Source organism: Desulfosporosinus youngiae DSM 17734 (genome assembly GCF_000244895.1).
Lineage (GTDB): Bacteria > Bacillota > Desulfitobacteriia > Desulfitobacteriales > Desulfitobacteriaceae > Desulfosporosinus > Desulfosporosinus youngiae.
Genome location: NZ_CM001441.1, coordinates 996,507 through 1,019,578 on the forward strand (window position 1 = coordinate 996,507; position 23,072 = coordinate 1,019,578).

The 23,072-nt window shown below is 44.9% G+C and carries 26 protein-coding genes; 22 read left to right on the forward strand and 4 right to left on the reverse strand.

Translation table 11 applies throughout. The annotated features are described in order from the left end of the window. Positions 1–76 precede the first annotated feature (76 nt). The 9 genes from DESYODRAFT_RS04750 (at position 77) to scpB (ending at position 8,212) form a co-directional block, all read left to right on the forward strand. Positions 77–1,228 (forward strand): LCP family protein, encoded by a 1,152-nt coding sequence (locus DESYODRAFT_RS04750; RefSeq protein ID WP_007780122.1) that lies wholly within the window; start codon positions 77–79, stop codon positions 1,226–1,228. Positions 1,229–1,338: 110 nt separating this feature from the next. Next, positions 1,339–1,680, forward strand: a complete 342-nt coding sequence (locus DESYODRAFT_RS04755; RefSeq protein WP_007780125.1) for a hypothetical protein — start codon at positions 1,339–1,341, stop codon at positions 1,678–1,680. Positions 1,681–1,830: 150 nt separating this feature from the next. Continuing rightward, on the forward strand, positions 1,831–2,256 hold the full coding sequence (locus DESYODRAFT_RS04760) for a PspC domain-containing protein (RefSeq protein WP_007780128.1): 426 nt from the start codon (positions 1,831–1,833) through the stop codon (positions 2,254–2,256). Continuing rightward, on the forward strand, positions 2,253–2,570 hold the full coding sequence (locus DESYODRAFT_RS04765; RefSeq protein WP_007780130.1) for a LiaI-LiaF-like domain-containing protein: 318 nt from the start codon (positions 2,253–2,255) through the stop codon (positions 2,568–2,570). Before DESYODRAFT_RS04760 ends, DESYODRAFT_RS04765 begins: the two co-directional genes overlap by 4 nt. Before the next feature lie 78 nt (positions 2,571–2,648). After that, positions 2,649–5,198 (forward strand): CBS domain-containing protein, encoded by a 2,550-nt coding sequence (locus tag DESYODRAFT_RS04770; protein WP_007780132.1) that lies wholly within the window; start codon positions 2,649–2,651, stop codon positions 5,196–5,198. Between the two features lie 14 nt (positions 5,199–5,212). Continuing rightward, on the forward strand, positions 5,213–5,863 hold the full coding sequence (locus DESYODRAFT_RS04775) for a site-2 protease family protein (protein ID WP_007780135.1): 651 nt from the start codon (positions 5,213–5,215) through the stop codon (positions 5,861–5,863). Positions 5,864–5,902: 39 nt separating this feature from the next. Beyond that, the gene (gene trpS, locus DESYODRAFT_RS04780; protein WP_007780138.1) at positions 5,903–6,877 is read left to right on the forward strand and encodes a tryptophan--tRNA ligase; all 975 of its coding nucleotides are present in this window, start codon (positions 5,903–5,905) and stop codon (positions 6,875–6,877) included. Further along, positions 6,878–7,654 (forward strand): segregation and condensation protein A, encoded by a 777-nt coding sequence (locus DESYODRAFT_RS04785; RefSeq protein WP_007780140.1) that lies wholly within the window; start codon positions 6,878–6,880, stop codon positions 7,652–7,654. It abuts the gene before it with no gap. 6 nt (positions 7,655–7,660) lie between these two features. After that, positions 7,661–8,212: an SMC-Scp complex subunit ScpB gene (gene scpB, locus DESYODRAFT_RS04790; protein WP_007780142.1), complete on the forward strand. Its 552-nt coding sequence runs from the start codon at positions 7,661–7,663 to the stop codon at positions 8,210–8,212. A 50-nt stretch (positions 8,213–8,262) separates the two neighbouring features. Here the strand turns inward: scpB and DESYODRAFT_RS04795 are convergent, their stop codons facing one another. Then, positions 8,263–9,180, reverse strand: coding sequence for a DUF4474 domain-containing protein (locus tag DESYODRAFT_RS04795; RefSeq protein WP_007780144.1), 918 nt, complete (start codon positions 9,178–9,180; stop codon positions 8,263–8,265). Positions 9,181–9,352: 172 nt separating this feature from the next. Between DESYODRAFT_RS04795 and DESYODRAFT_RS04800 the strand changes: the two genes are divergently transcribed. From DESYODRAFT_RS04800 to DESYODRAFT_RS04830, 7 genes are all read left to right on the forward strand, one after another. Then, positions 9,353–9,997 carry a DUF2953 domain-containing protein gene (locus DESYODRAFT_RS04800; RefSeq protein ID WP_007780145.1) on the forward strand — a complete coding sequence of 215 codons (645 nt, stop codon included), beginning with the start codon at positions 9,353–9,355 and terminating at the stop codon, positions 9,995–9,997. Between the two features lie 7 nt (positions 9,998–10,004). Continuing rightward, the gene (gene ytfJ / locus DESYODRAFT_RS04805) at positions 10,005–10,448 is read left to right on the forward strand and encodes a GerW family sporulation protein (RefSeq protein WP_007780147.1); all 444 of its coding nucleotides are present in this window, start codon (positions 10,005–10,007) and stop codon (positions 10,446–10,448) included. Positions 10,449–10,545: 97 nt separating this feature from the next. After that, a complete protein-coding gene (locus DESYODRAFT_RS04810; RefSeq protein WP_007780148.1) occupies positions 10,546–11,127 on the forward strand; it encodes a nucleoside recognition domain-containing protein in 582 nt (193 codons plus the stop codon). After that, the gene (locus DESYODRAFT_RS04815) at positions 11,124–11,663 is read left to right on the forward strand and encodes a spore maturation protein (RefSeq protein ID WP_007780150.1); all 540 of its coding nucleotides are present in this window, start codon (positions 11,124–11,126) and stop codon (positions 11,661–11,663) included. The genes DESYODRAFT_RS04810 and DESYODRAFT_RS04815 overlap by 4 nt, the downstream gene beginning before the upstream one ends. A gap of 48 nt (positions 11,664–11,711) precedes the next feature. Then, positions 11,712–12,512, forward strand: a complete 801-nt coding sequence (locus tag DESYODRAFT_RS04820) for a glycosyltransferase (protein WP_007780152.1) — start codon at positions 11,712–11,714, stop codon at positions 12,510–12,512. Continuing rightward, positions 12,497–13,891: an ArnT family glycosyltransferase gene (locus DESYODRAFT_RS04825; protein ID WP_007780155.1), complete on the forward strand. Its 1,395-nt coding sequence runs from the start codon at positions 12,497–12,499 to the stop codon at positions 13,889–13,891. The genes DESYODRAFT_RS04820 and DESYODRAFT_RS04825 overlap by 16 nt, the downstream gene beginning before the upstream one ends. Positions 13,892–13,930: 39 nt before the next feature. Continuing rightward, complete coding sequence (locus DESYODRAFT_RS04830) at positions 13,931–14,695, forward strand: pseudouridine synthase (protein WP_007780158.1); 765 nt, start codon at positions 13,931–13,933, stop codon at positions 14,693–14,695. Here the strand turns inward: DESYODRAFT_RS04830 and DESYODRAFT_RS04835 are convergent, their stop codons facing one another. Next, the gene (locus DESYODRAFT_RS04835) at positions 14,696–15,208 is read right to left on the reverse strand and encodes a hypothetical protein (RefSeq protein ID WP_007780163.1); all 513 of its coding nucleotides are present in this window, start codon (positions 15,206–15,208) and stop codon (positions 14,696–14,698) included. 173 nt (positions 15,209–15,381) lie between these two features. Here DESYODRAFT_RS04835 and DESYODRAFT_RS04840 point away from each other — a divergent pair, with 173 nt between their 5' ends. The 4 genes from DESYODRAFT_RS04840 (at position 15,382) to DESYODRAFT_RS04855 (ending at position 19,642) form a co-directional block, all read left to right on the forward strand. Continuing rightward, entirely contained in the window at positions 15,382–15,846 is a 465-nt protein-coding gene (locus tag DESYODRAFT_RS04840; protein ID WP_007780165.1) for a hypothetical protein, read from the forward strand. A 246-nt stretch (positions 15,847–16,092) separates the two neighbouring features. Continuing rightward, positions 16,093–17,481, forward strand: coding sequence for an FAD-binding oxidoreductase (locus DESYODRAFT_RS04845; protein WP_007780178.1), 1,389 nt, complete (start codon positions 16,093–16,095; stop codon positions 17,479–17,481). 2 nt (positions 17,482–17,483) lie between these two features. Further along, on the forward strand, positions 17,484–18,773 hold the full coding sequence (locus tag DESYODRAFT_RS04850) for a (Fe-S)-binding protein (protein ID WP_007780181.1): 1,290 nt from the start codon (positions 17,484–17,486) through the stop codon (positions 18,771–18,773). A 149-nt stretch (positions 18,774–18,922) separates the two neighbouring features. Then, complete coding sequence (locus tag DESYODRAFT_RS04855; protein ID WP_007780183.1) at positions 18,923–19,642, forward strand: FadR/GntR family transcriptional regulator; 720 nt, start codon at positions 18,923–18,925, stop codon at positions 19,640–19,642. 203 nt (positions 19,643–19,845) lie between these two features. Here DESYODRAFT_RS04855 and DESYODRAFT_RS04860 read toward each other — a convergent pair whose 3' ends face one another. Beyond that, the gene (locus tag DESYODRAFT_RS04860; protein WP_007780185.1) at positions 19,846–20,046 is read right to left on the reverse strand and encodes a hypothetical protein; all 201 of its coding nucleotides are present in this window, start codon (positions 20,044–20,046) and stop codon (positions 19,846–19,848) included. 201 nt (positions 20,047–20,247) lie between these two features. Between DESYODRAFT_RS04860 and DESYODRAFT_RS04865 the strand changes: the two genes are divergently transcribed. Further along, a complete protein-coding gene (locus tag DESYODRAFT_RS04865; RefSeq protein ID WP_007780186.1) occupies positions 20,248–21,324 on the forward strand; it encodes a 4Fe-4S binding protein in 1,077 nt (358 codons plus the stop codon). Here the strand turns inward: DESYODRAFT_RS04865 and DESYODRAFT_RS04870 are convergent. Then, positions 21,321–21,590, reverse strand: a complete 270-nt coding sequence (locus DESYODRAFT_RS04870) for a carboxymuconolactone decarboxylase family protein (RefSeq protein WP_007780188.1) — start codon at positions 21,588–21,590, stop codon at positions 21,321–21,323. The two genes, DESYODRAFT_RS04865 and DESYODRAFT_RS04870, sit on opposite strands and share 4 nt — an antisense overlap. A gap of 168 nt (positions 21,591–21,758) precedes the next feature. Here DESYODRAFT_RS04870 and DESYODRAFT_RS04875 point away from each other — a divergent pair, with 168 nt between their 5' ends. Continuing rightward, the gene (locus DESYODRAFT_RS04875; protein ID WP_007780190.1) at positions 21,759–23,006 is read left to right on the forward strand and encodes a BaiN/RdsA family NAD(P)/FAD-dependent oxidoreductase; all 1,248 of its coding nucleotides are present in this window, start codon (positions 21,759–21,761) and stop codon (positions 23,004–23,006) included. Positions 23,007–23,072: the final 66 nt, after the last annotated feature.

The window sequence follows — 23,072 nt, forward strand, 5'->3', positions numbered from 1 at the left end:
TAAATTAATCCTAGAATATTTTAGGGAAGATTGTTTGATGCTAAAGGAAAGAATTTAGAAATGGAGTGGGCTTGGGATGAAAGAAAAAAAGAATCGATTTGAACTACTTTTCCGGGTCGTTAAAGTCCATAAAAAAACCCTATTTCTTGGATTCTTTTTGGGAATAAGTCTAGTGTTAGGGGTTAGTCTGGCTAATCAGGTGATCGGAAATGAAACCCCCATTACCCTTGCAAAGGCGGGAGAAGGATCAAGCCAGGCGGAAAAAGAAATTCCCACAATAGATATAAGCGCGAGCAATCAAGTCAATGAGACAACGATTATCGCCGAAACCTTAGATGCTCAACAGGAGGCTGCAGACGAACAGACTGAAGATGCGTCTCAAAACAATAACTCTGACCCGGCTGCTAATAGTGTTAATGACTTGATTGACGAGGCTATTCCTACGTTTAATAAGAAACATTTTACGGTACTTTTAGTAGGTGTGGATCAAAGGCCCAGAGAAAAGTCGATTAGTAATACGGATACTCTTTTAGTCGCCGATGTCAATACGATCAACGGTCAGGTGACTCTCCTTTCTATCCCCCGTGATACACAAGTAATGATTCCGGGCTATGGGAAGGAAAAAATCAATGCCGCCGCCCGGCTGGGTAAGGGCCTTAAAACCACAACAGCTTTAGTTGAAGAAATAACTGGTCAGCCTATCGATGGTTATGTTCTGACAAATTTCACAGGCTTTAAAACGATTATCGATACTCTGGGGGGGATTACTCTCACTGTAGAAAAAGATATGTATTACATGACTGGAGATAAGGAAGATGGGATCATTAACCTTAAAGAGGGAACACAACGCTTAAATGGGACTCAAGCTCTACAATATGCGCGGTTTCGCCAGGATGCTTTAGCAGATATATCAAGAACATCCCGCCAGCAGGCGGTTCTGAAAGCTATGGGAAAAGAGTTTCTCCAAGTTAAGACCTTACCTAAATTGCCGGCGCTGATTTCTCAGATAACCAAATGTACAGAAACTGACCTTACGGCAGGGGAATTATGGTCTATGGCTAATATTCTCCTTCGTTTTAAGAACCCCAACATTACCTCTCAGACACTGCCGGGTAATTTTCTCATAGAAGATAATATTAGTTATTGGAAAGTAAATCCTAAAAAGTCACAGGCTTTAGTTAAAAAGTTGATCGAAGAGGGAAAAACGTCGTCAGTTTTTTTTCAGTAGAACGAACGACATAGAGTTTCATACACCCTCCACAGGTTCTTGTCATTTGGGGAAAACGGTTATATACTATATAGGATTCATTTAGACGGTAAATTTTTGGAGGGTGAACATTGGATAAGCTGCTTGAGAAATTGAAAGAATACTTACACATGGAAACGGAAATCCCATTTGAAGAGTTTTCCGAGTATTACCACAAACTAATTGCGGAATTGAACCAGACGTTCAACGACCTTGACAATGACGCTCGCGTAAAGGCTCTTTATATTTGTTCAATTGTACAATCTAATGCCGACGCCAGAGCAAAAGCGAGTAAAGTTAATGCCAAGGCCTTTAAAAAGATGAGTTCAAAATGTGCTTTCTGGGCCGATGCTATTAAGTTTAACTTAGGCAAAAGCGGAATGTCTCCTGAGGAGATTGAACAGGCAACAGAAGAGATCAATGAGAACATCTAAGCAGGGATAATTTATGAATGGATAGAAGAAGTCTTTGCCTTTACAGGTTTTAAGTTTTCTTCTATTTTTTTATAAAAAGTGAAACAATTGAGGCACTTGAAACGTAATAATTAACGTGTAAACAATCTTAAAAGATGAGGAGGAATGAACATGCCTGAAAGAGTTTATCGATCGGTACGGAATAAGATGATTGGAGGAGTTTGCGGAGGACTTGCCGATTATTTCCGGGTTGATGTCACTTTAGTCCGGCTCATTGCATTGGTTGCTTTATTTGCCGGGGGAGTGGGTTTTTTGGCCTATTTAGCAGCTTGGGTGATCATTCCGATCAATCCTGAGGAGGAAGATGTCAAAGACGTGGTCCCGGATGTGAATGAAGAATCCAGGGAATTCAGAAAACCTGAGAACCACGAAAGGCACGATAACCGCACTAAAATTGCGGGAGCGATTTTGATCGTTGTAGGTGCCGTATTTTTGCTGGAAAGCTGGTTCCCGTACTGGTTTGATATGAGTAAAATGTGGCCGCTCCTACTTATTTTCATAGGACTCTTTGTCATTGTGCGGGGGGGAAGGAGATGAAAAAAATCTATGATAGCCTTAGCCGGGGATTGCTCTTAATAGGGATAGGGATTGTCTTCTTCCTGCTCAATTATGGGTTTTTATCCTGGGGCCTATGGAGACACGTCATCGACCTATGGCCTTTAATCCTTATTCTGGCCGGAATCAGTTTGCTGTTTAACCGGCGGATTTCTTTTAGCGTTATTTTGTTAATCTTTTTATTGTGCATCGTAGGGTATTCAATCGCCATAGGAGATAAGCCTGCACCGGGGCACATCAATAATTCGTTTCCTAATGAATGGCACAATAGAAATGGAATCCATATTGAGTTGTAGAATCCTTTCAGTGTTGTGAACGGCCTAAAGATGGTATACTATAAGAATAATCATTAAGAAGGAGTTTGGAGAGTAGATATGGATATCATTTTGGCTCATCGCCAAATCGATTTTGATGCGTTAGCTTCCATGGTGGCTGCTCAGAAAATTTATCCCAACAGTGTTTTGGTCATGGACGGGAAACCAAACGTCAATGTTCAGGACTTTTTGGCGTTATCCAGGGATACCCTGAGATTTCGAAAGGCTCAAGATATTAATCTGGATAAGGTTTCCCGGGTTATCCTGGTAGATACTCATGATCTTCATCGGGCAGGCTCAATGGGGGAAAAGGTCTCGAAAATTCCCGGAGTTCAGATAGAAATCTATGACCATCATCCCTATGCAGGTAAGCTCAGAGAGGGCATGGTGATCGAGCCGGTCGGAGCCTGTGCGACCCTTCTGGTTGAAAAACTGGCTGGGCTGGGGTTGCCCTTAAGTAGTTTTGAAGCCACCTTAATAGCCATAGGAATCTATGATGATACTGGGAGTTTATTGTTTGACAATACCACAGTACGTGATGTGCACGCTGTGGCTTATTTATTAGAGCAAGGTGCGAATTTAGGAGTAATTTCTAAGAATTTGCGCCGTCCTCTTGCTGAAGAACAGAAAGACCTGCTGCAGGAATTATTAGATCGAGGACAAACTGAATTCTTTGAGGGACTGCCGGTTTATATCTCATATGCCGAGATAAAGGATTATGTGGGCGGGCTTGCTCTTTTAGCTCATCGAGTAGGAGAGCTTGAAGGCGCTGATACTTGGTTTCTGTTAGTTAAAATGGAGAACCGAGTTTATGTTGTCGGACGATCAAGAGGCAGGGGCTTGCCGATCAATGGAATAGTACGGCTATTTGGGGGTGCGGGTCACGAGAGGGCTGCTTCTGCCACCATTAAGGATGCAGAGCTCTCAGAGATATTAAAACAACTGCGTTCGGCGATCCGGAGTCGCGCCAAACGCCCTCATCTTGTTAAAGATATAATGAGCTTCCCGGTTAAGACTGTATCTCCTGAGACACGGCTAGGTGAAGTGGAGCAAATATTATTGCGCTACGGACATACAGGAGTGCCGGTCACGGAGGATAAGAATCTCGTGGGGATTATTTCCAGACGTGATGTGGATAAGGCCATTAAACACGGATTAAGACATGCTCCTGTAAAAGGGTTTATGACCACAAAGGTTTCTACAGTGGAAGCTGATGTGCCTTGGGATGAAGTTCGCCGCCTAATGGTTCAGCATGATATTGGACGTCTGCCTGTAGTAGAAGATGGGGATCTCGTCGGCATTGTATCGAGGTCAGACGTTTTGCGTCTGGTTCATGGCGGGTCTGTTCCTATTGAAACCCAACTCGCCCGGGAACGCAGTGCCGCCATGCGTCAGGATATCCTGGATTTGATAAACCTTCTGCCTGAAGATGTCCGAAAGCTCCTCGAAGCGGTGAGAGACACTGCAGGTGAGGAAGGGTGCTCAGTTTATCTTGTGGGAGGGTTTGTCAGGGATTTATTGCTGTCCGTTCCCACGCAGGATTTAGATTTTGTTGTAGAAGGCAGCGGCGGTCAATTTGCCCAGGCTTTGATGCGTCGTATGCCGGATGGAAAACTGACTCAGCATTTTAAGTTTGGAACTGCCCAGATTAGTTTCCCTGATGGAAGCCATCTGGACATCGCCAGTACGAGATGGGAACACTATTCTTTCCCGGGCGCACTTCCTCAAGTAGAGGAATCCTGTCTGCGTGATGATTTATTCAGACGGGATTTTACGATCAATTCCATGGCAATTTGTCTTAACACAGAGCGTTACGGTGAACTTGTCGATTATTATGGCGGTAAACAGGATTTACAGCAAAGAAAAATTCGTTTTTTGCATAATCTTAGTTTCATAGATGACCCTACCCGTATGCTGCGTGCTATACGTTTTAAAGAACGCTATCAGTTTGACTTTGCCAAGGAAACTCTGGACGCTTTACATACTGCCATAGAGACGGGCGTTCTTTCCAAGCTTAGTGTGGAACGTTTCACAGAAGAAATCCTCCTTATTTTTAAAGAAGCAAATTATCTGGCCATGGGTCAGATCCTGGTTAAAAGTGGTTTGTTTAAAGCCTGGTTTGGCGAGGAGCTTGCTTGGAATTTTGACTTGGATAATGCTGAGGAGAGTCTGGATTGGTCCCTGAACATGCGCTGGTTAATCTCGGTTTCTCAAATGGAATCGGCCGGAATTGAACAGTTGCTTGAACGAGTAAGCCTGAACAAATCTCTTCGGGATGATACAATCGCCTATCTAAACTTGCGTGAGTCTTTAATGAAACCCTTAACCCTGGGCGAAATGGATCGATTGTTAAACAAGTCCCCCAAGGAAGTTGTAATGGCTTTAGCACGGGATGAGCGGTTTAAAAAACAGATCACGGGATGCCTGGAGGCCGCTCAAAGGATTAACATGTCCCTTGATGGAAAGGCTCTTATAGAAATGGGAGTAAAGCAAGGCCCGGAGATCGGAGAAATTCTGGATTGGGTGCGAACGGCTTGGCTCGAGGGTAAGATCAGCTCATCAGAAGAAGAGCAGGGAATTGCTCGTCAGTGGGTTAATAGTCTGCGATAGAAGGGGGTAGGAATTTGTTCGATTTCAATTTAACGACCATTATCGCAAATATTCCCGCGTTAATGATCGGGTTTGCCTTTCATGAGTTTGCCCATGCTTGGGTCGCGGATCGTTTAGGAGATCCGACACCGCGAAGCCAGGGTCGTTTAACCTTAAACCCTTTCGTGCACTTGGACCTTTTTGGAACTCTTATGGCTCTCTTATATCGTTTCGGCTGGGCTAAGCCTGTTATGACGAATCCCCATTACTTCCGGGGGGATAAACGGCGGGGACAGATGCTGGTTGCTGTAGCAGGATCAGTCATGAATTTGATCACAGCCTTTGTTTTAATGTTCCTATGGTTTTTGACTATGCTCGGGGTTCAGGCTTCGGAATGGAGTGGGATTATCTCACTGGTATTTCAATCCGCCGTTTTAATGAATCTCGGCTTAGGAATATTCAATCTCTTGCCGATTCCGCCGCTTGATGGGTTTGCGGTTCTTTCAGGATTATTGCCTGTACGATTTGCTCCTCAGTTGCGGATCATAGAACAGTATGGAATGATTATTTTAATCATACTTCTCTTTACAGATATTTTTGGAAAGGTTCTTTCACCTGCGGTGATTGGGATATTCTACACGTATCAAAAAATTATTTCACTGATACTAACCCCTTTTCTAGGGTGAAGTGGATAAATTATAGAATTATTTTAAGGGGTTGTTATTATGAAGGGGAAAATATTTAGTGGAATGCGTCCCACGGGGGCATTGCATATTGGACATCTGAGTGTCATTCAGAATTGGGTAAACTTACAGGATGACTATGAAAGCTATTTTTCAATTGTCGATTTGCATGCCCTGACAACCGGGTATGAAGATAAATTAAACTTCCCTGAGCTAAGAAGAGAAATTGCTTTAGACTGGCTCAGTGTGGGGATTGATCCCCAAAAAAGTTCAATCTTTATGCAGTCGGCCGTTAAAGAGCACGCCGAACTTCATTTGCTTTTTTCCATGTTTACCCCTTTGTCCTGGTTGGAACGTGTTCCTACCTACAAGGATCAAATTCAACAGTTAAGTCTCCAAGGCAAAGATTTAGCGACTTATGGATTTTTAGGATATCCTCTCCTGCAGGCTGCTGATATTTTAGTGTATAAAGCAAACGTGGTACCTGTTGGAGAAGATCAGCTTCCGCATATTGAGCTTTGCCGGGAAATTGCCCGTCGCTTTAATCATCTATTCGGAACGGTCTTCCCGGAGCCTCAGGCACTTGTGGGGAAAATACCTCTCTTGCCTGGAGTTGACGGGCGGAAAATGAGCAAAAGTTATCATAATGCTATTTCCCTGGCCGCGTCTGCTGAGGAGATTAAAACCCGTGTACAACAAATGGTAACTGATCCGGCCCGGCTCCGTAAAGATGATCCGGGACATCCGGAGGTCTGTATTGTGCATAAGTTCCATCAAATCTACACGCCGGAAGTTGCCGAAGTGGAAGAAAAATGTCGTGCCGGAAAAGTGGGTTGTGTCGCGTGTAAACGGCATCTGGCGGAAAATTTAGAGAAGCTGATAGGTCCCTTTAGAGAGCGGCGTGCTTATTGGGAAGAACCTGGCCGGGTAGAGAACGTTTTGGAAGAAGGTGCCCAGCGTGCTCGGGCGACTGCCTCGGAGACCATGAAAGAAGTTCGCTGTATCATGGGGCTGTAAATGGAACGTACGGAACGTGAGACTATCAGTCCTCAGGTTGAACTTCCTGCCTACCAGGGTCCTCTGGACCTGTTGTTAACTCTTATTCAACAGGAAAAGGTGGATATATATGATATTCCAATTGCGCGAATTGCCGACCAGTTTGTGGAAGTCTTACGCCGGATGGAATCTATGGACATGGAAGTCACAACGGAATTTCTGGTGCTTGCAGCCCAATTACTCTATATTAAGTCCAGAGAGCTTTTGCCTAAGCCCCCTAAAAACGAACAAAGCCCGCTTGAAGAGGAAGATTTACGCCAGGAATTAGTAGAGCGCTTAATTGCTTATCGGGCCTTTAAACAAGCTGCTAAAGTCTTAGAAGGGCTGGAAACCTCCTCAGGACGATCCTATGACCGTGAGGTTGATGTCGCGGGGTTATTAGCTGATGTCAAGCCGGAAGATCCCCTTAAGGGGATAACCTTTGATGATCTTTGGCAAGCATTCCGCAGAGTTATTGACCGTGCTGAAAAAGGGGAAGAGATCAAATATGTTGAACCCGACGAAATTGCCATCGAAATGATGCTGGCGGATGTTTTGCGCCGTGTTATTCTGCATCCGAAAGGGATGCGGTTTAATCAGCTCATGAGAATCGGATCTCGTATGGAGATAATTGTCTCTTTCCTGGCCTTGTTGGAACTTTTAAAATCCGGAAAGGTACGTGCTGAACAAGCCGCATGGGTAAGTGATATCCTGCTCTTTCCAACGAAAAAAGCCTGGGAATTTACCGTAGAGGAGTAGATCAAATTGCTGTTTAGGGAACCGGAAACGGCTGCCTTAGAGGCCCTTCTATTTGTTGCCAAAGAGCCGTTAACGCCGGAACTGCTCAGCGGAATTTTGGAGCTGGACCCAGAGTTTATAGAAGAGCTTCTGTATGAGCTTCGTAGTCGGTATGCCGCAGATTCCTGCGGGTTAACCCTTCTGGAGATTAATGGGGGCTATAAATTAGGAACAAAGCCCGAAGTTGCCCGTTATATCGAGACTCTTTATAAGCAGCCTGCTCAAGCCCTCTCTAATGCGGCTCTGGAAGTGCTTTCAATTATTGCTTACAAACAACCGGTGACGCGAGGAGAAGTGGATTTCATCCGGGGAGTTCAATCCGACCGTGCTTTGGCAACGTTAGTGGAAAAGGGTTTAGTGAAAGAGGTCGGCCGCAAGGAGGGTCCGGGGCGCCCCATTCTTTATGCCACGACAGAACAGTTTCTGCTTCATTTTGGCTTGAGTTCTTTAGATGATATGCCTGACTTGGAAGTGGGATCTCTCAGTGATGCTGAGGTGGCAAGTGCAGTAGAAGATTAGAGGATAAAGCAATCTCCATCATGCTTTTGCTGATGGAGATTGCTTTTAAATTATTTATCACTGTTATAAGTTAATGCCCTATAGGAAAGATAGACTGCGAGCATAACCAGTACAACGGTTATTAATGAATCATAGATCTCAGATAATGGTTTGGCTTTCCCTATATTCATGATTTTACGATACATTTCCGGCGACTCTTTCTCAAGAGCTCTCAGTTTATCCTGGAGATTATCAAAGGCTTGTGTCATTTCCTGATATTTATCGCATAATAGTTTGTTTTTCGCTTGTATAAGCCGGTCAGTTGCGGGCCTTCGGGTTATGGGCTGGGGTGTTTTCGGAATATCGTATCTAAAGCTTACGGTATTGTAATAAATCGAAAATTGATTATCGGAATAGCCGGCATTTCTGAGGCCTGATACGAACGCGTCTCGCATAAGCGCATCTTTTAAAGTAATACTAATATCCATGATAAGCTCTGAAGGCTCTGAAAATTCCCCTAGCTTGAAACCTGTAAGCCACCAGTGTGTGCCTTCTCTGGTAAAGAGGGTCTCACCGTTCTTCTTTAAAGTATAAGACATTTGCAAGAGATCATTATCGCCCGCACAACTGTAGAAGGTACCATCAAAAAGCCCGGGGATTTTAAGATCTAATGCTCCGATGTAGACTCCGATTTCGCCGCCGGTAACTAAGTCATATTGGCCTTTCCACAAGCCAATCATCCATTTTTTTGCATTGTATTCAAAGTAAATGGGTTCACTATCTATAATCATCCCCATAGGGGCTGCCGCCTCATCATAGAGACGACAGTAACCAACCTTTCTCTGCCAGGGGTCCAAGGTAGAATAGAAAATATCCTGCAGAGAATCATAGGAATAGCCTGCAATTTCAATGAATTTTTCCAGATCTTCATAATAGTCATCATTTTTTTTGATGCTCATTTCGGCTGAAGATCCTGTCTGAACGGACATACATATCCCCCCTTCTTATATAGTATTGGGGGTATGCATAGTGTGGTGCATAAAATAGCAAATTCAATTGTCAAAATTTAAGTTATTCAGTGCATAATTGTAGTTAAAATGGGGCATCTTACCTATTTAGGGTCAGCCGGTAAGGGGATGTATGAAGTACGGAGGGGTTTAGGTGCGGGTTTTAGCGTTTTTACTCGCTATGGTTATATTAATAGTAATCAGCTTTGTATTTAAAGTACAGGTGGATTTTCGCTATCGACGTATGCAGGAGAAAGATCATATTGATATTGATTTTCGCGCTTTCAAGGGCTTATGGCGGGCGAACTATCAAATCCCAACCCTTCAATTGGAATGGGAAAAAGGGCCGCAGGTGGAATTTGAGCAGGTTTCAGAAGTAAAAAGCGGAGTACGTAAGACAAAGACCAAGGCGCGTATGCGTTATATACGGTTTGGCTGGTTAAGTCGGCTCTGGCTGAATATTCCGCTGCTGATCGACCATTTGACGCGGATTAAGAGGATGTTTTATCGGGGAATCCACTGTACATTAATTAATTGGCGAGCGGAAATTGGCTATAAGGATGCATGTCAGACAGCGCTGGCAGCAGGGTCCTTTTGGACGATGTTTGGTTTTGCCCTGTCTCATCTTCATAAACACGTAACCATGGAAGTCCGGTCTCCTGCGCTGGCAGTTGTTCCACAGTTTAAAAAAGAAGGTTTTGTTTGTGATCTTCGATGCATATTCCATTTAAGAATCGGTCATATTATTTTCGTAGGGTTGAGATTATTACGATTATTTAAGTGGGGTATAAGGGGGTAGACGATGCATGGGGAATCATCCTATTGAATCATTAATGAAGACAGCAATGGAAAGCATCCAACAAATCGTTGACGTAAACACGATCGTGGGCGATGCCGTGGAGGCCCATGATGGCTCGGTGATTATTCCAATTTCAAGGGTTTCTTGTGGTTTTGCAGCAGGCGGCAGTGAATTTGCCCCACCGGACGATAAGGAGATGGGAAATTCAGGAGGGGGTACACCTGGTCAAGGTCCGTCTCTGCCCTTTGGCGGCGGTGCCGGAGCCGGGGTTTCAGTACAGCCGGTTGCCTTTTTAGTGGTTGGTAATGGGACCATACGGCTTCTTCCAGTTGATAGTAATGTGGTCGTTGATCGACTGATTGATACTGTCCCGGATCTGTTAGAGAGAATCGGGGGAATGTTTCAGAAGAAAAAAAAACCATCGGATGACATAGTTATTGCCCGCGACTAAACAGTCGGGATATAAGTTGTGGACAAAGAGGAAAGAACGGGATGATCTCGTTCTTTTTTGTTTGTCCGTATCATACATTTTAGGCAGGAGGTGGGAAATGGTTAATCTCATCTGGCTGTTAATGTTGGCTATTGGCATAGTCGTTTCTGCGCTGAACGGACATATTGAAAATGTAACCACATCCGCAATGAAAGCGGCAGAACTTGGAGTAGAAGTTGCCATTGAACTGATCGGAGTTATGAGTTTATGGTTGGGTATCATGCGCTTGGCAGAGGAAGCCGGTCTTATTAAGGGGATTGCCCGCCTCTTTGGGCCTGCAATTCGTCGCTTATTTCCATCTCTTAGACCGGACAGTCCGGCAATGGGTGCAATTATCATGAACTTGAGCGCCAATATACTCGGGCTGGGAAATGCGGCAACTCCCTTTGGACTTAAAGCAATGCAAGAACTCCAAAAGGAAAACCCTACCCCTGAAGTGGCAAGCCCTGCCATGATTACGTTTTTGGCCCTGAATACTTCATGTATCACCCTAATACCGGCAACGATTATTGGAGTGCGTTTAAAAGCCAATTCGGTTAATCCAACCGAAATCATTGGGACGACGATTGTAGCGACAGGAACGGCAATGTTCGCGGCGATCGTTGTAGATTACTTTATTCGCCGCAGGAGGGGAACATGAACGTAATAGCCGAGATTTCCCGTTGGGCCATTCCCTTAATCTTGTTATTGATTCCCTTAGTAGCCTACCTTCGCAAAGTCCCTGTCTATGAATCCTTTGTGGAAGGAGCGGAGGAGGGTTTTAAAACAGGCGTCCGGATTCTGCCGTTCTTAATAGGGATGCTGGTTTCGATTAGAGTATTTGTTGATTCCGGGGCCCTGACGATTCTTTCAAACTGGCTGCAGCCGCTTTTCAAGCTTTTAGGCTTAGGACCTGATTTTGCTGCCATCATTCCCTTAGCAATCATGCGGCCGTTAAGCGGATCTGGCGCTTTAGGGGTAGCAACCCAGTTAATCAATCAGTATGGACCGGATTCCTTTATCGGACGTTTGGCCTCAACCCTTCAGGGAAGCACAGATACTACCTTCTTTGTGTTAACCGTGTATTTTGGCTCGGTAGGAATCAAAAAATATCGCTACGCTCTTAAATTAGGCTTACTGGCAGATATCATCGGGTTAATTGTCTCAGTTTGGATTGTCAGTAAAGTGTTTTATTGATCCATACTTTGAGCATACTAACAGTGAACCGAAAGGGGGCATGTTAGTATGCTGTATATTGTTTTACCCGCCTATAACGAAGACGAAGCACTTCCGGTATTACTCGAAGAAATAGAACAGAGTTGTGCCGCTATTCCTCATCAGATCGTTGTCGTCAATGATGGAAGTACAGATAGCACTTTGGATGTTGTTCAGAACTATGCTCAAACCCATGGCAATGTCCACGGAATTAACCATGAGCAAAACCAAGGTCTTGGGGCAGCCATTAATAGTGGCTTTCAATATGTCCTAAGTCGTAACGGCGGAAAGAACTTCTCTGAAAATCCTGATCAGGAGATAAAAGCAGTTCCGGATATTGTTATTACCATGGATGCAGACAATACCCAGCCTGCAGACCATATTCCCCTGCTTTACCGGGAGATCTGTTCGGGGGCAGATCTTGTGATAGCTTCACGCTATGTACAGGGCGGGGAACAGCATGGACTTTCCATAGGGCGCAGGAGTCTATCCTGGGGAGCCGGGAAAGTAATGCAGTTTTTCGCACCCATCAAAGGAGTCCGGGATTATTCATGTGGTTATCGAGCTTATCGGCTTAAGCTGTTAGCCGAGGGAACCCGGCAATATGGACCCAATATTATTAAGAGTAAAAATTTCTCAGGGATGGTTGAACTATTGCTGAAAGTCGCTCCTTATGCGGAACGTGTCAGTGAAGTTCCTTTGAAACTTCATTATGAACTCAAAAAAGGTGCCAGTAAAATGAGAATTTGGCCAACGATCTTAGGATATTTGCAGCTGATCTATCAGTTAAAACGCAAAAAATGGAGTACCGTGGAATGGGTCGAGGAATAAAGTGGGTATCTTTAACAGCAATTCTGCTGATCGCCTTAGTACTCCGTCTGCGCGGGATTTCCAATCCATTATTGGATGATCAAGCCTGGAGGCAAGCAGATACGGCAAGTATGGCTATCCATATGCTGGGGCATTTAACCGATTTTCCAGATGTTTTCCTGCCCAAGCTTAGTTATGATGGAGTTATTCCTCAAAATGTTGAGTTAGAGTTTCCTTTTTTACCTTATCTTTTGGCCTGGGCCTGGACTTTTTTAGGTTGGTCAGATCTTTGGGGACGTCTGTGGTCGGTTGCCTTATCCTTGATTACGGTGGCTGGAATCTATGACTTGGGGCGCAATATGTTTACTGAACGTGCCGGGCTTTTTGCGGCGGCTATCTATTCCTTAATGCCCTTATCCATTTATTATGGACGGGTTGTTATGCCTGAACCAATGGCCCAAGCCTGGAGTATCTGGGCATTGGCTATGATTTGGCGCTGGAGGGCTGCGGGCGAAGAAAGAGGAATTTGGAAAATAGCTTTCTTAATGGCAGGAGCAGTATTAGCCAAGCTCCCTCAGCTCATGATTTTTCCGGTGGCTCTTCTCTTAGGTTTTTGGCCTTTTAAGCTTCGGCGGTTAAGGCAGTTTATCCATTACAGTATGATTGTACTTATTCCGCCAATAGTATATTATTTATGGGTACATTTTAATGTCGCGGCATCGAGTCAGTTTGTTTCCGGGATATTAACCGGACAAGTAGCTGATTCCACGAACCTGAACTGGGAAATATTGACCAAAAATATTCAACAAGGGTTTACTGGAAGCGTACTGGTTCTTTCGGGAGTGGGTATGATCCGCCTCTGTTTTTTTCGGTCTCCGGTTCGTGCAGCCCTTATAGCCTGGGCTGGGATCAGTCTTTTATACATTGCGGTGGTTTGTGCCCGTATTCCCTTAGATTATTATTTAGTACCGGTTCTGCCTTTAACAGCTTTATTGAGTGCCTATGCCCTCGATGGGATTGCATCCTTTCCGGGAACAGCGGCCGCAATCGTGATCTTGCTGCTGATCAACAAAGGTTCTTATGCCGATTTGACCCCCAAGTATCAGTGGAATCAGGAATATCTTAGTCAGGCCCAATGGCTTAAAGAGCATACAGCAGCTTCGAGTATTTTAGTATTAAGTGATCCGCCGCCGATGACGTTTTATTATGCACAGAAGGTTGGATATCGTTTAATCACCGTATTAGAGGATGAAAGCCCCTCTGCAGTATTGCAGCGAATACCGGGGGACTACCTTGTGCATCTTCCTCAAAGCGGGCAGAAAGAATCATTCTGGGAAAAGGTTCAGGGAAGTTATCCTGAAATCGGGCCGGGAATTTATGATTTGAAACATTCAAAATGAAATCAGTGAACTTGTTCACTAGATCTGGAAGGAAAGATTATGGTTCAAGATAAAGATAGCGGAGAACGTTTGCAGAAAGTGCTTGCCCAGGCTGGAGTAGCCTCACGGCGGCATGCCGAGCAGCTTATCCTCGCAGGCCGGGTCTCTGTCAATGGAGTCAAGATTGCCGTTTTAGGGCATAAAGTAGGGATAGAGGATCATATCGAGGTCGATGGAAAACCAGTTGAACGATCCGAAAGGCTGCACTATTATCTTCTTAATAAACCTGTCGGTGTGATTACCAGTGTTTCAGACCCACAGGGCAGACCTACTGTTCTTGATTTATTAAACGATGTTCCGGTACGCGTTTATCCGGTTGGAAGGTTGGATTTCGATACATCGGGGGCCTTACTCCTGACCAATGACGGAGAACTTGCCCATCGCTTGATGCATCCTTCATATGGAGTAGAGAAAACTTACCGGGTCTGGGTACAAGGTCCGGTCGGGATAAACGCCCTTGAAAATCTCCGTCAGGGAGTTCTGCTGGAAGATGGAAACACCGCACCGGCTAAAGTTGAGCGCGTGAGCGGTGTTTCAAAGTTCAATAAGACGAAAGGGAAGCCTTTAGAAATCCTGGAAGTGACGATTCATGAAGGACGAAATCGCCAAGTTCGCCGGATGTTTGCAGCGGTCGGATATCCTGTGCTTAAACTTGATCGGGTCCGTTTTGGACATTTAAGTCCGGGAAATGCCCTTCCTCCAGGTGCTTACAGAGCGTTAAGCAAAGAAGAAATTAAAGAATTACGTTCCTGCGTAGGATTATGATTATGCTTTGGGATAAGTAGGATGATCAAGTTCTTTATTCCATTTCTCAATATCTCTCCCGCCGAAATTTCCTAAAGTATTACAAACGGAATTGATTTTTTCATGGTCTGTTTGAATGAGAACGAACCAATGCCCTGTTCGTACCTCATGCTCGTAATGCCGGGCCCGTATTTCGGAAAGCCCGTAGCTGAGAAGGACTTCAGTGAGTCCGCGCCCTTTAGGTTGATGCATCAGCTGACTGGCGATCGGACCGGCAGCAACCACTTCTCCTAGATTAGGAATGATGAACGGCGGTGCTTGGACAAGCCAGGCGTTAAATTTGTCTAAGTTAATTTCACTGGGATAATAGGCTAATTCGTTAGCGATTTCTTCCCGGAATTCTCCCTGGTGGAGGTACTCTTTTCGAACGACCACGGATATTTTGCTATTTGCCAAGGATTCCCCTTGAATTTCTTCAATTGCCTCTTTAGTTTGCTGAGGTCCTTTGAAAATTGCAACGGCGGTTTTTAGCATGTACTTATCCTCCTTTGAACGGACGTTTATTATCCTTTGCAGTTTTCTTAGTATGTCCATAAATTCCAACCCTAAAGCAAGGCTTGCAGGAGAAATTTAAACTCATGAAGAATATTTTAATGACGATAATATAGATAGAAATGCTTGAAATGAGGAAACGGAGAGAACTGGTAATGAAGATTCGAATTGGGAATGAGCTTCTTACAGAACACATTCGCGTACGGATTCGATTGGATTTTCGTGGTGAATCGAAGAACGGGCGCTTTTTCTTCGGGGGTAAGAGTAAGGAACTAATGGCCGAAACAATGCGAGAGCAGCAAGTTGCCTTACTTCGCAATGTTCCGCTCCAAGGAGTCATTATTGAAGACGTCGATTTGAGTCTGGATGTTTATACAGTAAATGAAGAGAATGGGCGGCGTAACCGTGAGGTAGCTTATGCGCCGATTATTCTCACCCTGCGCATTGAAAACATTGATGATTTGCTGCCGCTGTTAATTAAACCAGAGTTTCGTAAGATTGAGTTTTTAAGTCCTGAAAACATATCTCATCACCGCTTGGATATGGAGAGATTACTTTATAGATTGAGCCAATCCTTTCAGCAAGAGCTGAAATTGATCGAACAAAAATATTTTCGCTAATTAAACTAGCTGCGATTCCCCGGATTTACCCTCCAAATGGTGCATCGATGCAACATTTGAACTATCGCCACAGTAGGAATCAATGTCCAATTATTAATTAATGGAAGGGTTTTAAATGAGCCCTTCCTTAATAGTTTGAAAGATTTTGTTTTACATGTTGAAATTTAAAGATAATTGCATTAATATATGGTTAGGTGGTCTGACAGTCAGTCATAATTATAAATTTCACAAATAGGGGGTAGATGGATGTTAGCTCGTGAAGTCTTACAAGAACTAATTAAAGTGCTGGGTGAGGAGAACGTTCTCACAGAGCAGGAAGACTTAATGACCTATGCTTATGACGCGACAGCCGCGATGAAACATCACAAGCCGGATGTTGTGGTTTCGCCTAACTCGACTGAACAAGTGGCAGAGGTCGTCAAAATAGCTGCAAAGAACAATATTCCGGTCTATCCACGTGGTTCAGGCACAAATCTAAGTGGAGGAACGATTCCCATAAGTGGGGGTATCGTTCTTTCGATGCTCAATCTCAATAAAATCATAGAAGTGGACCAAGATAACTTAACGGCTACAGTTCAGCCTGGAGTAATCATTCAGACACTCAATAATGAAGTGGTTAAACATGGTTTGTTATACCCGCCGGATCCTGGGACTGTCGCCACAGCAACGATGGGCGGCTCGCTTTCAGAGTGCTCAGGCGGACTGCGCGGTCTGAAATACGGGGTAACCAAGCATTATATCATGGGACTGCAAATTGTCTTAGCCAATGGGGAAGTCATCCGTTGGGGCGGAAAAACGGTTAAAAATGTCACCGGATATGATTTGGTGGCTCTCTTTACCGGAGCTGAAGGAACACTTGGAATTATTACAGAAATCATTGTTAAATTAATACCTGCTCCCGAGGCCCGGAAGAGTATTTTAGGAGTTTTTGATGACGTTGATAAAGCCGGAAAGGCTATCGCTTCGATCATCCGCAATAAGATTATTCCGGCAACCCTGGAAATCATGGACAATGTAACCATTCAAACGGTCGAAAACTTTGTGCATGCCGGCCTTCCCATGGATGCTCAAGCAGTCCTCTTGATTGAAGTTGATGGATATAGAGAAGTTGTCGAACGGGAAGCAGTTCTGGTCGAACAAATTCTAAAGGAAGAACAAGCTATTGAGATAAAAATCGCTAAGAATGACCAGGAGCGCGATCTTATCTGGCTGGCTCGCCGCAGGGCACTTCCCGCTCTCGCCCAGAAAAGACCAACCACAGTGCTCGAGGATGCTACGGTTCCCAGAAGTAAAATTCCCGATATGATTAAAGCGATTCGTAAGATCGCTGAAAAACATAATCTCCAAATTGCCACATTTGGACATGCAGGAGACGGGAATCTGCACCCTACAATTCTGACGGATGAGCGGGATCAGGATGAAATGAAACGAGTTCACCTGGCGGTCGATGAAATCTTCAAAACAGCAATATCCCTGGGTGGAACTCTTTCAGGAGAGCACGGGATTGGGATTGCTAAAATGGGATATCTTGATTGGGAGTTTGGAGAAGCCGGTGTCGCAGCAATGCGAAGAATGAAAGAAGCCCTGGATCCCAACTATTTGTTGAACCCTGGGAAGATAGTAAGGAGGGACTAATCGTGTCCGTATATAATTCACTGGATTCGATTACCGAAGAACTCCATAACTGTATGAAATGCGGAAACTGCATGGAGGTTTGTCCCATATACAAGGAAACCCGCCAGGAAGTAGGAGTTGCAAGAGGAAAAATCAGTTTAGTTCAGTATCTCCTTTCCGGCGAGCTTGAGATGACAGAGAAGCTGGCTGATCGCTTTTCCTTGTGCACAACCTGTATGGCTTGTAACACGAACTGTCCATGTGGGGTTCGATTTGATAAAATAATCCTGGCAGCGAGGGCAGAAGCCGTTCGTAAAAAAGGATTGCACCCTGTCAAGAAAATTGCGTTTACTGCCCTTAAAATGCAGCGCATGTTTGATTTTGGCATGAAAACAGGCAGCGTTTTCCAGGGTCTGGCCTTAAAGCACGTACCTCATAAAAGTGATCGTATTGCCCGGATGCGCTTTGACATCGGGATAGGAACCGATAAGGTATTCCCGATGTTAGCCAGCAAGACCTTGCGCTCTGAATTTCCGGAAGTGATTAAGGTCCAAAAACCAAAGATGAGAGTAGCTTTTTTCACGGGATGTATGATCAACTATTTCTATACGGATATTGGAAAAGCTGTTGTCGAGGTGTTAAAGGAGAACGACATCGAGGTAGTGATTCCAAAAGGTCAGGGCTGCTGTGGTATTCCAGCCTCGGTGAATGGCGATGTACACTCTGCTACAGCCTTAGCAAGACGTAATTTAAGAGCGTTTGAGAAGCTGGGAGCTGATGCACTGGTTGTGGCTTGTTCATCCGGAGGAACTGCTTGGAAGCATGTCTTTGGCGAGTTGCTGGATAATGATCCGGAGTTTAAAGCTTTGGCTGATAAATGGGCCGGTAAGTCGTATGATATTTCTGAGTTTCTTATTCACAAAGTTCCCTTCAAAAAAGAAGGTCTGGGCCGGGTGGACCGCAAAGTGACTTACCATGATCCCTGCCACTTAAACCGGGGACAGGGGATTAACAAAGAACCCCGGGAAATTTTAAAGAGTATCCCTGGTGTGGAATTGATTGAAATGAAAGAGCCTGGGCGCTGTTGCGGGATGGCTGGATCGTTTAGTCTCGTTCATCCGGATCTCTCCGTACAGATTTCGGATCGTAAAATAGCTGATATCGAGCTGACACATACCAATACAGTCGCAACGGGTTGTCCCGCGTGCCGCTTACAGTTGAAAAGCGGGGTGGAAAATGCCGGAATCGAAGAAGAGGTAATGCATACTGTCCAGATTTTAGCAGAGTCTTATAGAGCGGGTAAAAAGAACTAAATAGGCTCTTTAAAAGTGGGATATCCCACGACTTGAGATTTTCTCTGAATATGGGAACACTTTCATTCATAAAGTGTTCCCATATTTCATATGGAGGACAGCTATGGTACACTTAGGTTATACTAATCGTTTGTGTGAGGAGTGAAAAAGTGATATTAAAACCCATTAGAACTCGAAAAATCTATGAGCAGATTGTCGATCAGATCGGTCAATTGGTTGCTCAAGGGCACCTAAAACCTGGCGATCGTCTGCCCTCAGAGCGAGAATTAGTTGAACGGTTTCAGGTTAGCCGGGCATCCATACGAGAAGCTATCAGTGCACTTGAGATGATGGGACTGATCGAAGTTCGTTCCGGTGAAGGAACTTACATTAGGCAGGTTAACATAGAATCTGTAGTTACTCCCCTGGCCTGGATGTTATTTATCGAAAAAGATACAGACCTGGAGCTTTATGAAACACGTAAGATTCTTGAGGTGCAAGCCGCGGGATTAGCGGCCGAAAGAGCTGAAGAAGATGAAATCAGCGATATGTTTGAAGCTCTCGAAATCATGCGTAAAGACCTCGAATTGCAGCACTTGGGGGAAGATGCGGACCATCATTTTCATTATGCAATCGCCAGAGCAACCCATAACAAGATTCTATTTCAGCTTATGAACACACTTTCGGATACTATGAAAAAGTCCCTGAAAAGTAGTCGCAGTAAACTTTACGAACATAAAGACACTCCCGAAAAGTTATTCAATGAGCATGTTGGCATTTATGAGGCGATTAAGAATCATGATGCAGCAAAAGCTCAGAAGCTTATGTTGGATCACTTGGTTGGGGTCGAGAACCATCTCGCGAAGTCAATACTTCTCGATAATCAATAAAGGAGGCGGAAACACCGCTAAAGTGTTTCCTGCCTCTTTTGGTTAAAAGGTTAAATAAGTATGAGGGAGATAGTGAACGGTAATCCTAGGTTTATCATTAGGTGAAGGAGTAGAGCCCAATGCGGCTGAAGCGGCACCAGCAGGGGATGAAAACGAGAGTGCTCCTGGGGCGGGCAGCTTCGTCCACATCCGTGCAAGATTAGTTAATTCGTGCGAAGACAGTGTCTTCGTACCGCAGCATCTCTCGGGTCGGGCAGCTTCTCCCACATCCGTTCACCCAGCACTCCGAGGCTCGCCCACTCGCCGGTGCGGGACTTCGCCAAACCTCCGGGTAATACCTGATGTGAACCCGTGGCTACGTTTCCCCGCACCGGCTTGTGGGCCTTTACTGCCTCTCCATGCAATGGGTTCACTCCTGTGGGAGAAGCTGCCTTCCTTTAAGGTCTACAGATTCTTTGAATGTTTTTGGGGTATTTTTCAGGCTAGACTTACATGTCGCAGCCGCAGCCGCTGCCGAAGCACTAGCAGATGATGAAAAGAGGAAGGAAATTCTTTATTAAAAGCGAATAGTCAAGTATAAGTACGGATTAAGTGAGGATAATGAAATGACATGTCAGATGGTATACCACAACGGGAATTGTTTAAATACGAAAAGAGCATATGCCCGTACGTGTAAATTATGTATAGAGAGTTGTCCGCATCAAGCTATCTCAGACTATCGGCAGCTGGATACTAAGCAGTGCACGGAATGTGGCGTATGTATGGCTGTATGTCCCAGTGATGGTTTTGTCGATCAAACCATGGATAAACTCCATAACTACCTTTTTGATGCGGAAGAAATCGTCTTATGTTGTCCCCAGGCAATGCCTGTTGGTTTCGAGATTCCTTGTTTAGGGATACTGGACCGGGATCTTTGGATGACTCTCATGCTCTTAGCGAAGGAAAAAACAGCTAAGATTATTACAGGAGTTTGTGCAGACTGTGAGGATCGAAAAGCGTGTGCTTCCAGTGTTCAGACCTTTAAACAAGTCCATGCGGACTGGCCGGAGCATCCTGTCGTACAAATTCAAGTCCGGCCGGATCAAGGGGGTACTGTCGAGCCGGAGTTTAGGGAAGGTGCCGAACCCAAGTCCGTTCGTCTGCAGGATTCCCGGGCGGGCTGGAGACAAAAGAGCCGGGAGAAAATTGAGGAATGGCTGCCCAGCATGGCAGCTGATGAAACCTATCCTATTCCAAAGTCCCGTCAGTGGCTGATCGAAGCGTTCGGAGCCTCTTCACTAGATAAGATTCCCTTTCCTGCTTTAGCCATCGATGATTCGTGTACTAACTGCGGAGTATGTGCCGCAATTTGTCCGCAGGGTGCATTGCAGAAGCGGGAAGAAAGAAATTCGGACCAGCAAAGCTCAGATCCCACAAAAGAGGAAAAGATCACGTCTCTGAGACTCATTTTCGAACCTCAGAAGTGTGTGCAATGCCAGCGTTGTGTGGAAACTTGCCGTTCACAATCCTTGACCTTTAATAATAAGCCGTTGTCCCAGCGGCTGCTGACTGGTAAAATATTAATCCACGAAGGTGGTCCAAAGTATTGTAGCCAATGCGGCAAACGTATTTTTGACAATGGAGAACTATGTTTGGCTTGTGCTACCAGCGATCCGGAGAAAAGGGGATTCTTCACTCTCTAAGCATGGTGTCCGCCGCACCCGCAGTGGGCGCTGTGCTCGTGTGGTTTTTTCTTTGGGTCGCGGAAGATCTGGTCGGTTAAATGGCTTACATGAGAAATAGGTTGCTGCTGAACATCTTTAGCCAAGCGGATAACTTCTTGGATTTCTGCCTTAGTTAAACCTGCGTCCAATCCTTCGGTAATCGCAAGACGGAGTGCGGCCAGGGCATTGCAGGCTACTGCTGCGGAAATCTGTGCTATAACTGTAGTACGTCGGTCAAGACTCATTTAAATTTACCTCCTGAATTAAGTTAATTCAATGTATAATAACTTATCCTCAATCTTAGCACAGAAAAGAATGAGGAGCAAAAATACAAGGGATATCCACTTATATTAGTGTGATTGAAAGACCATACTTTTAGTATGAAATCAAGGTCGGAAAAGAAAGGGATTGCGATGAAGGAGTATCAAGTTATTGTAGTAGGCGGCGGAGCAGCCGGTATGATGGCTGCCGGTCAAGCTGCGAAAGGGGGCGCAAAGGTTCTATTACTGGAAAAGAAGGAACGCTTAGGCCGAAAGATTGCAATTTCAGGCAAGGGGCGCTGTAATATAACCAATGTAGAAAATGTATCGGATTTTATCAGCCATTATCCTGGGAATGGACGCTTCTTACACGGTATTTTGCGGGATTTTGATAATGTTGCCTTGCGCGAATTCTTGGCCGGCTATGGGGTCGAGACTAAAGTTGAACGTGGAGGACGTGTTTTTCCGGTCTCCGATGATGCAGAGAAAATCGTTGAGGCTCTATCAACCTTTATAAAAGATATGGGAGTTGAGGTACAATCAGGAATCACTGTGGAGGAAATTTTAGTTGAGAATGGACATGTCATAGGGGTGAAAGGGGCAGGCTCTAAACGTTATTTAGCCCCGGCGGTGATTGTATGTACCGGAGGGGCTTCCTATCCTGCGACCGGATCTAACGGGGATGGGTTTCGATTTGCCCGAAAACTAGGTCACAGCGTGATTACCCCTCGACCAGCCTTAGTTCCTCTTAAAACTGCTGAAGAATGGGTGAAAGAGCTGCAGGGACTTGCCCTCCGAAATGTTGAGGCATCATTATGGATGGGCGGGAAGAAGCAGAAAACTGAATTTGGAGAAATGTTGTTCACGCATTTTGGGGTATCCGGTCCGATTATTTTGACATTGAGCCGACAAGCGGGAGATGCTCTTCGTGAAGGGAAACAAGTCGAGCTTAGGATTAATCTGAAGCCTGCTCTATCCGCAGAACAGTTAGATAGCCGAGTTCAGCGGGATTTTCAAAAATATAGCAATAAGCTGTTTAAGAATGCCTTGGATGACCTTTTACCTCAAAGTTTGATTCCGGTTTTAATCCGTCTAAGTGGGATAAATCCTGAAGGGGTTGTACATCAAATTAGTCGTGAAGAACGTAAGTGCTTGGTCAGACTCCTGCAAGGGCTGTCTCTGACGATTACAGAAACCCTTTCCATAGAAACCGCAATTGTAACAGCAGGGGGAGTAAACGTCAAAGAAATTAACCCAAAAACCATGGCTTCAAAACGTGTGGAAGGACTTTATTGGGCTGGCGAGGTTGTTGATGTTGACGGCATAACGGGTGGCTATAACCTTCAAGCTGCCTTCGCCATGGGGTACAGGGCAGGACAGGCTGCGGGGGATTTTGTTTGATTTTTACTGAACCGGTTCACCAGGAGGTCTGATTAATAAGCCTCCTGCATAAACTCTTCTCGAGGT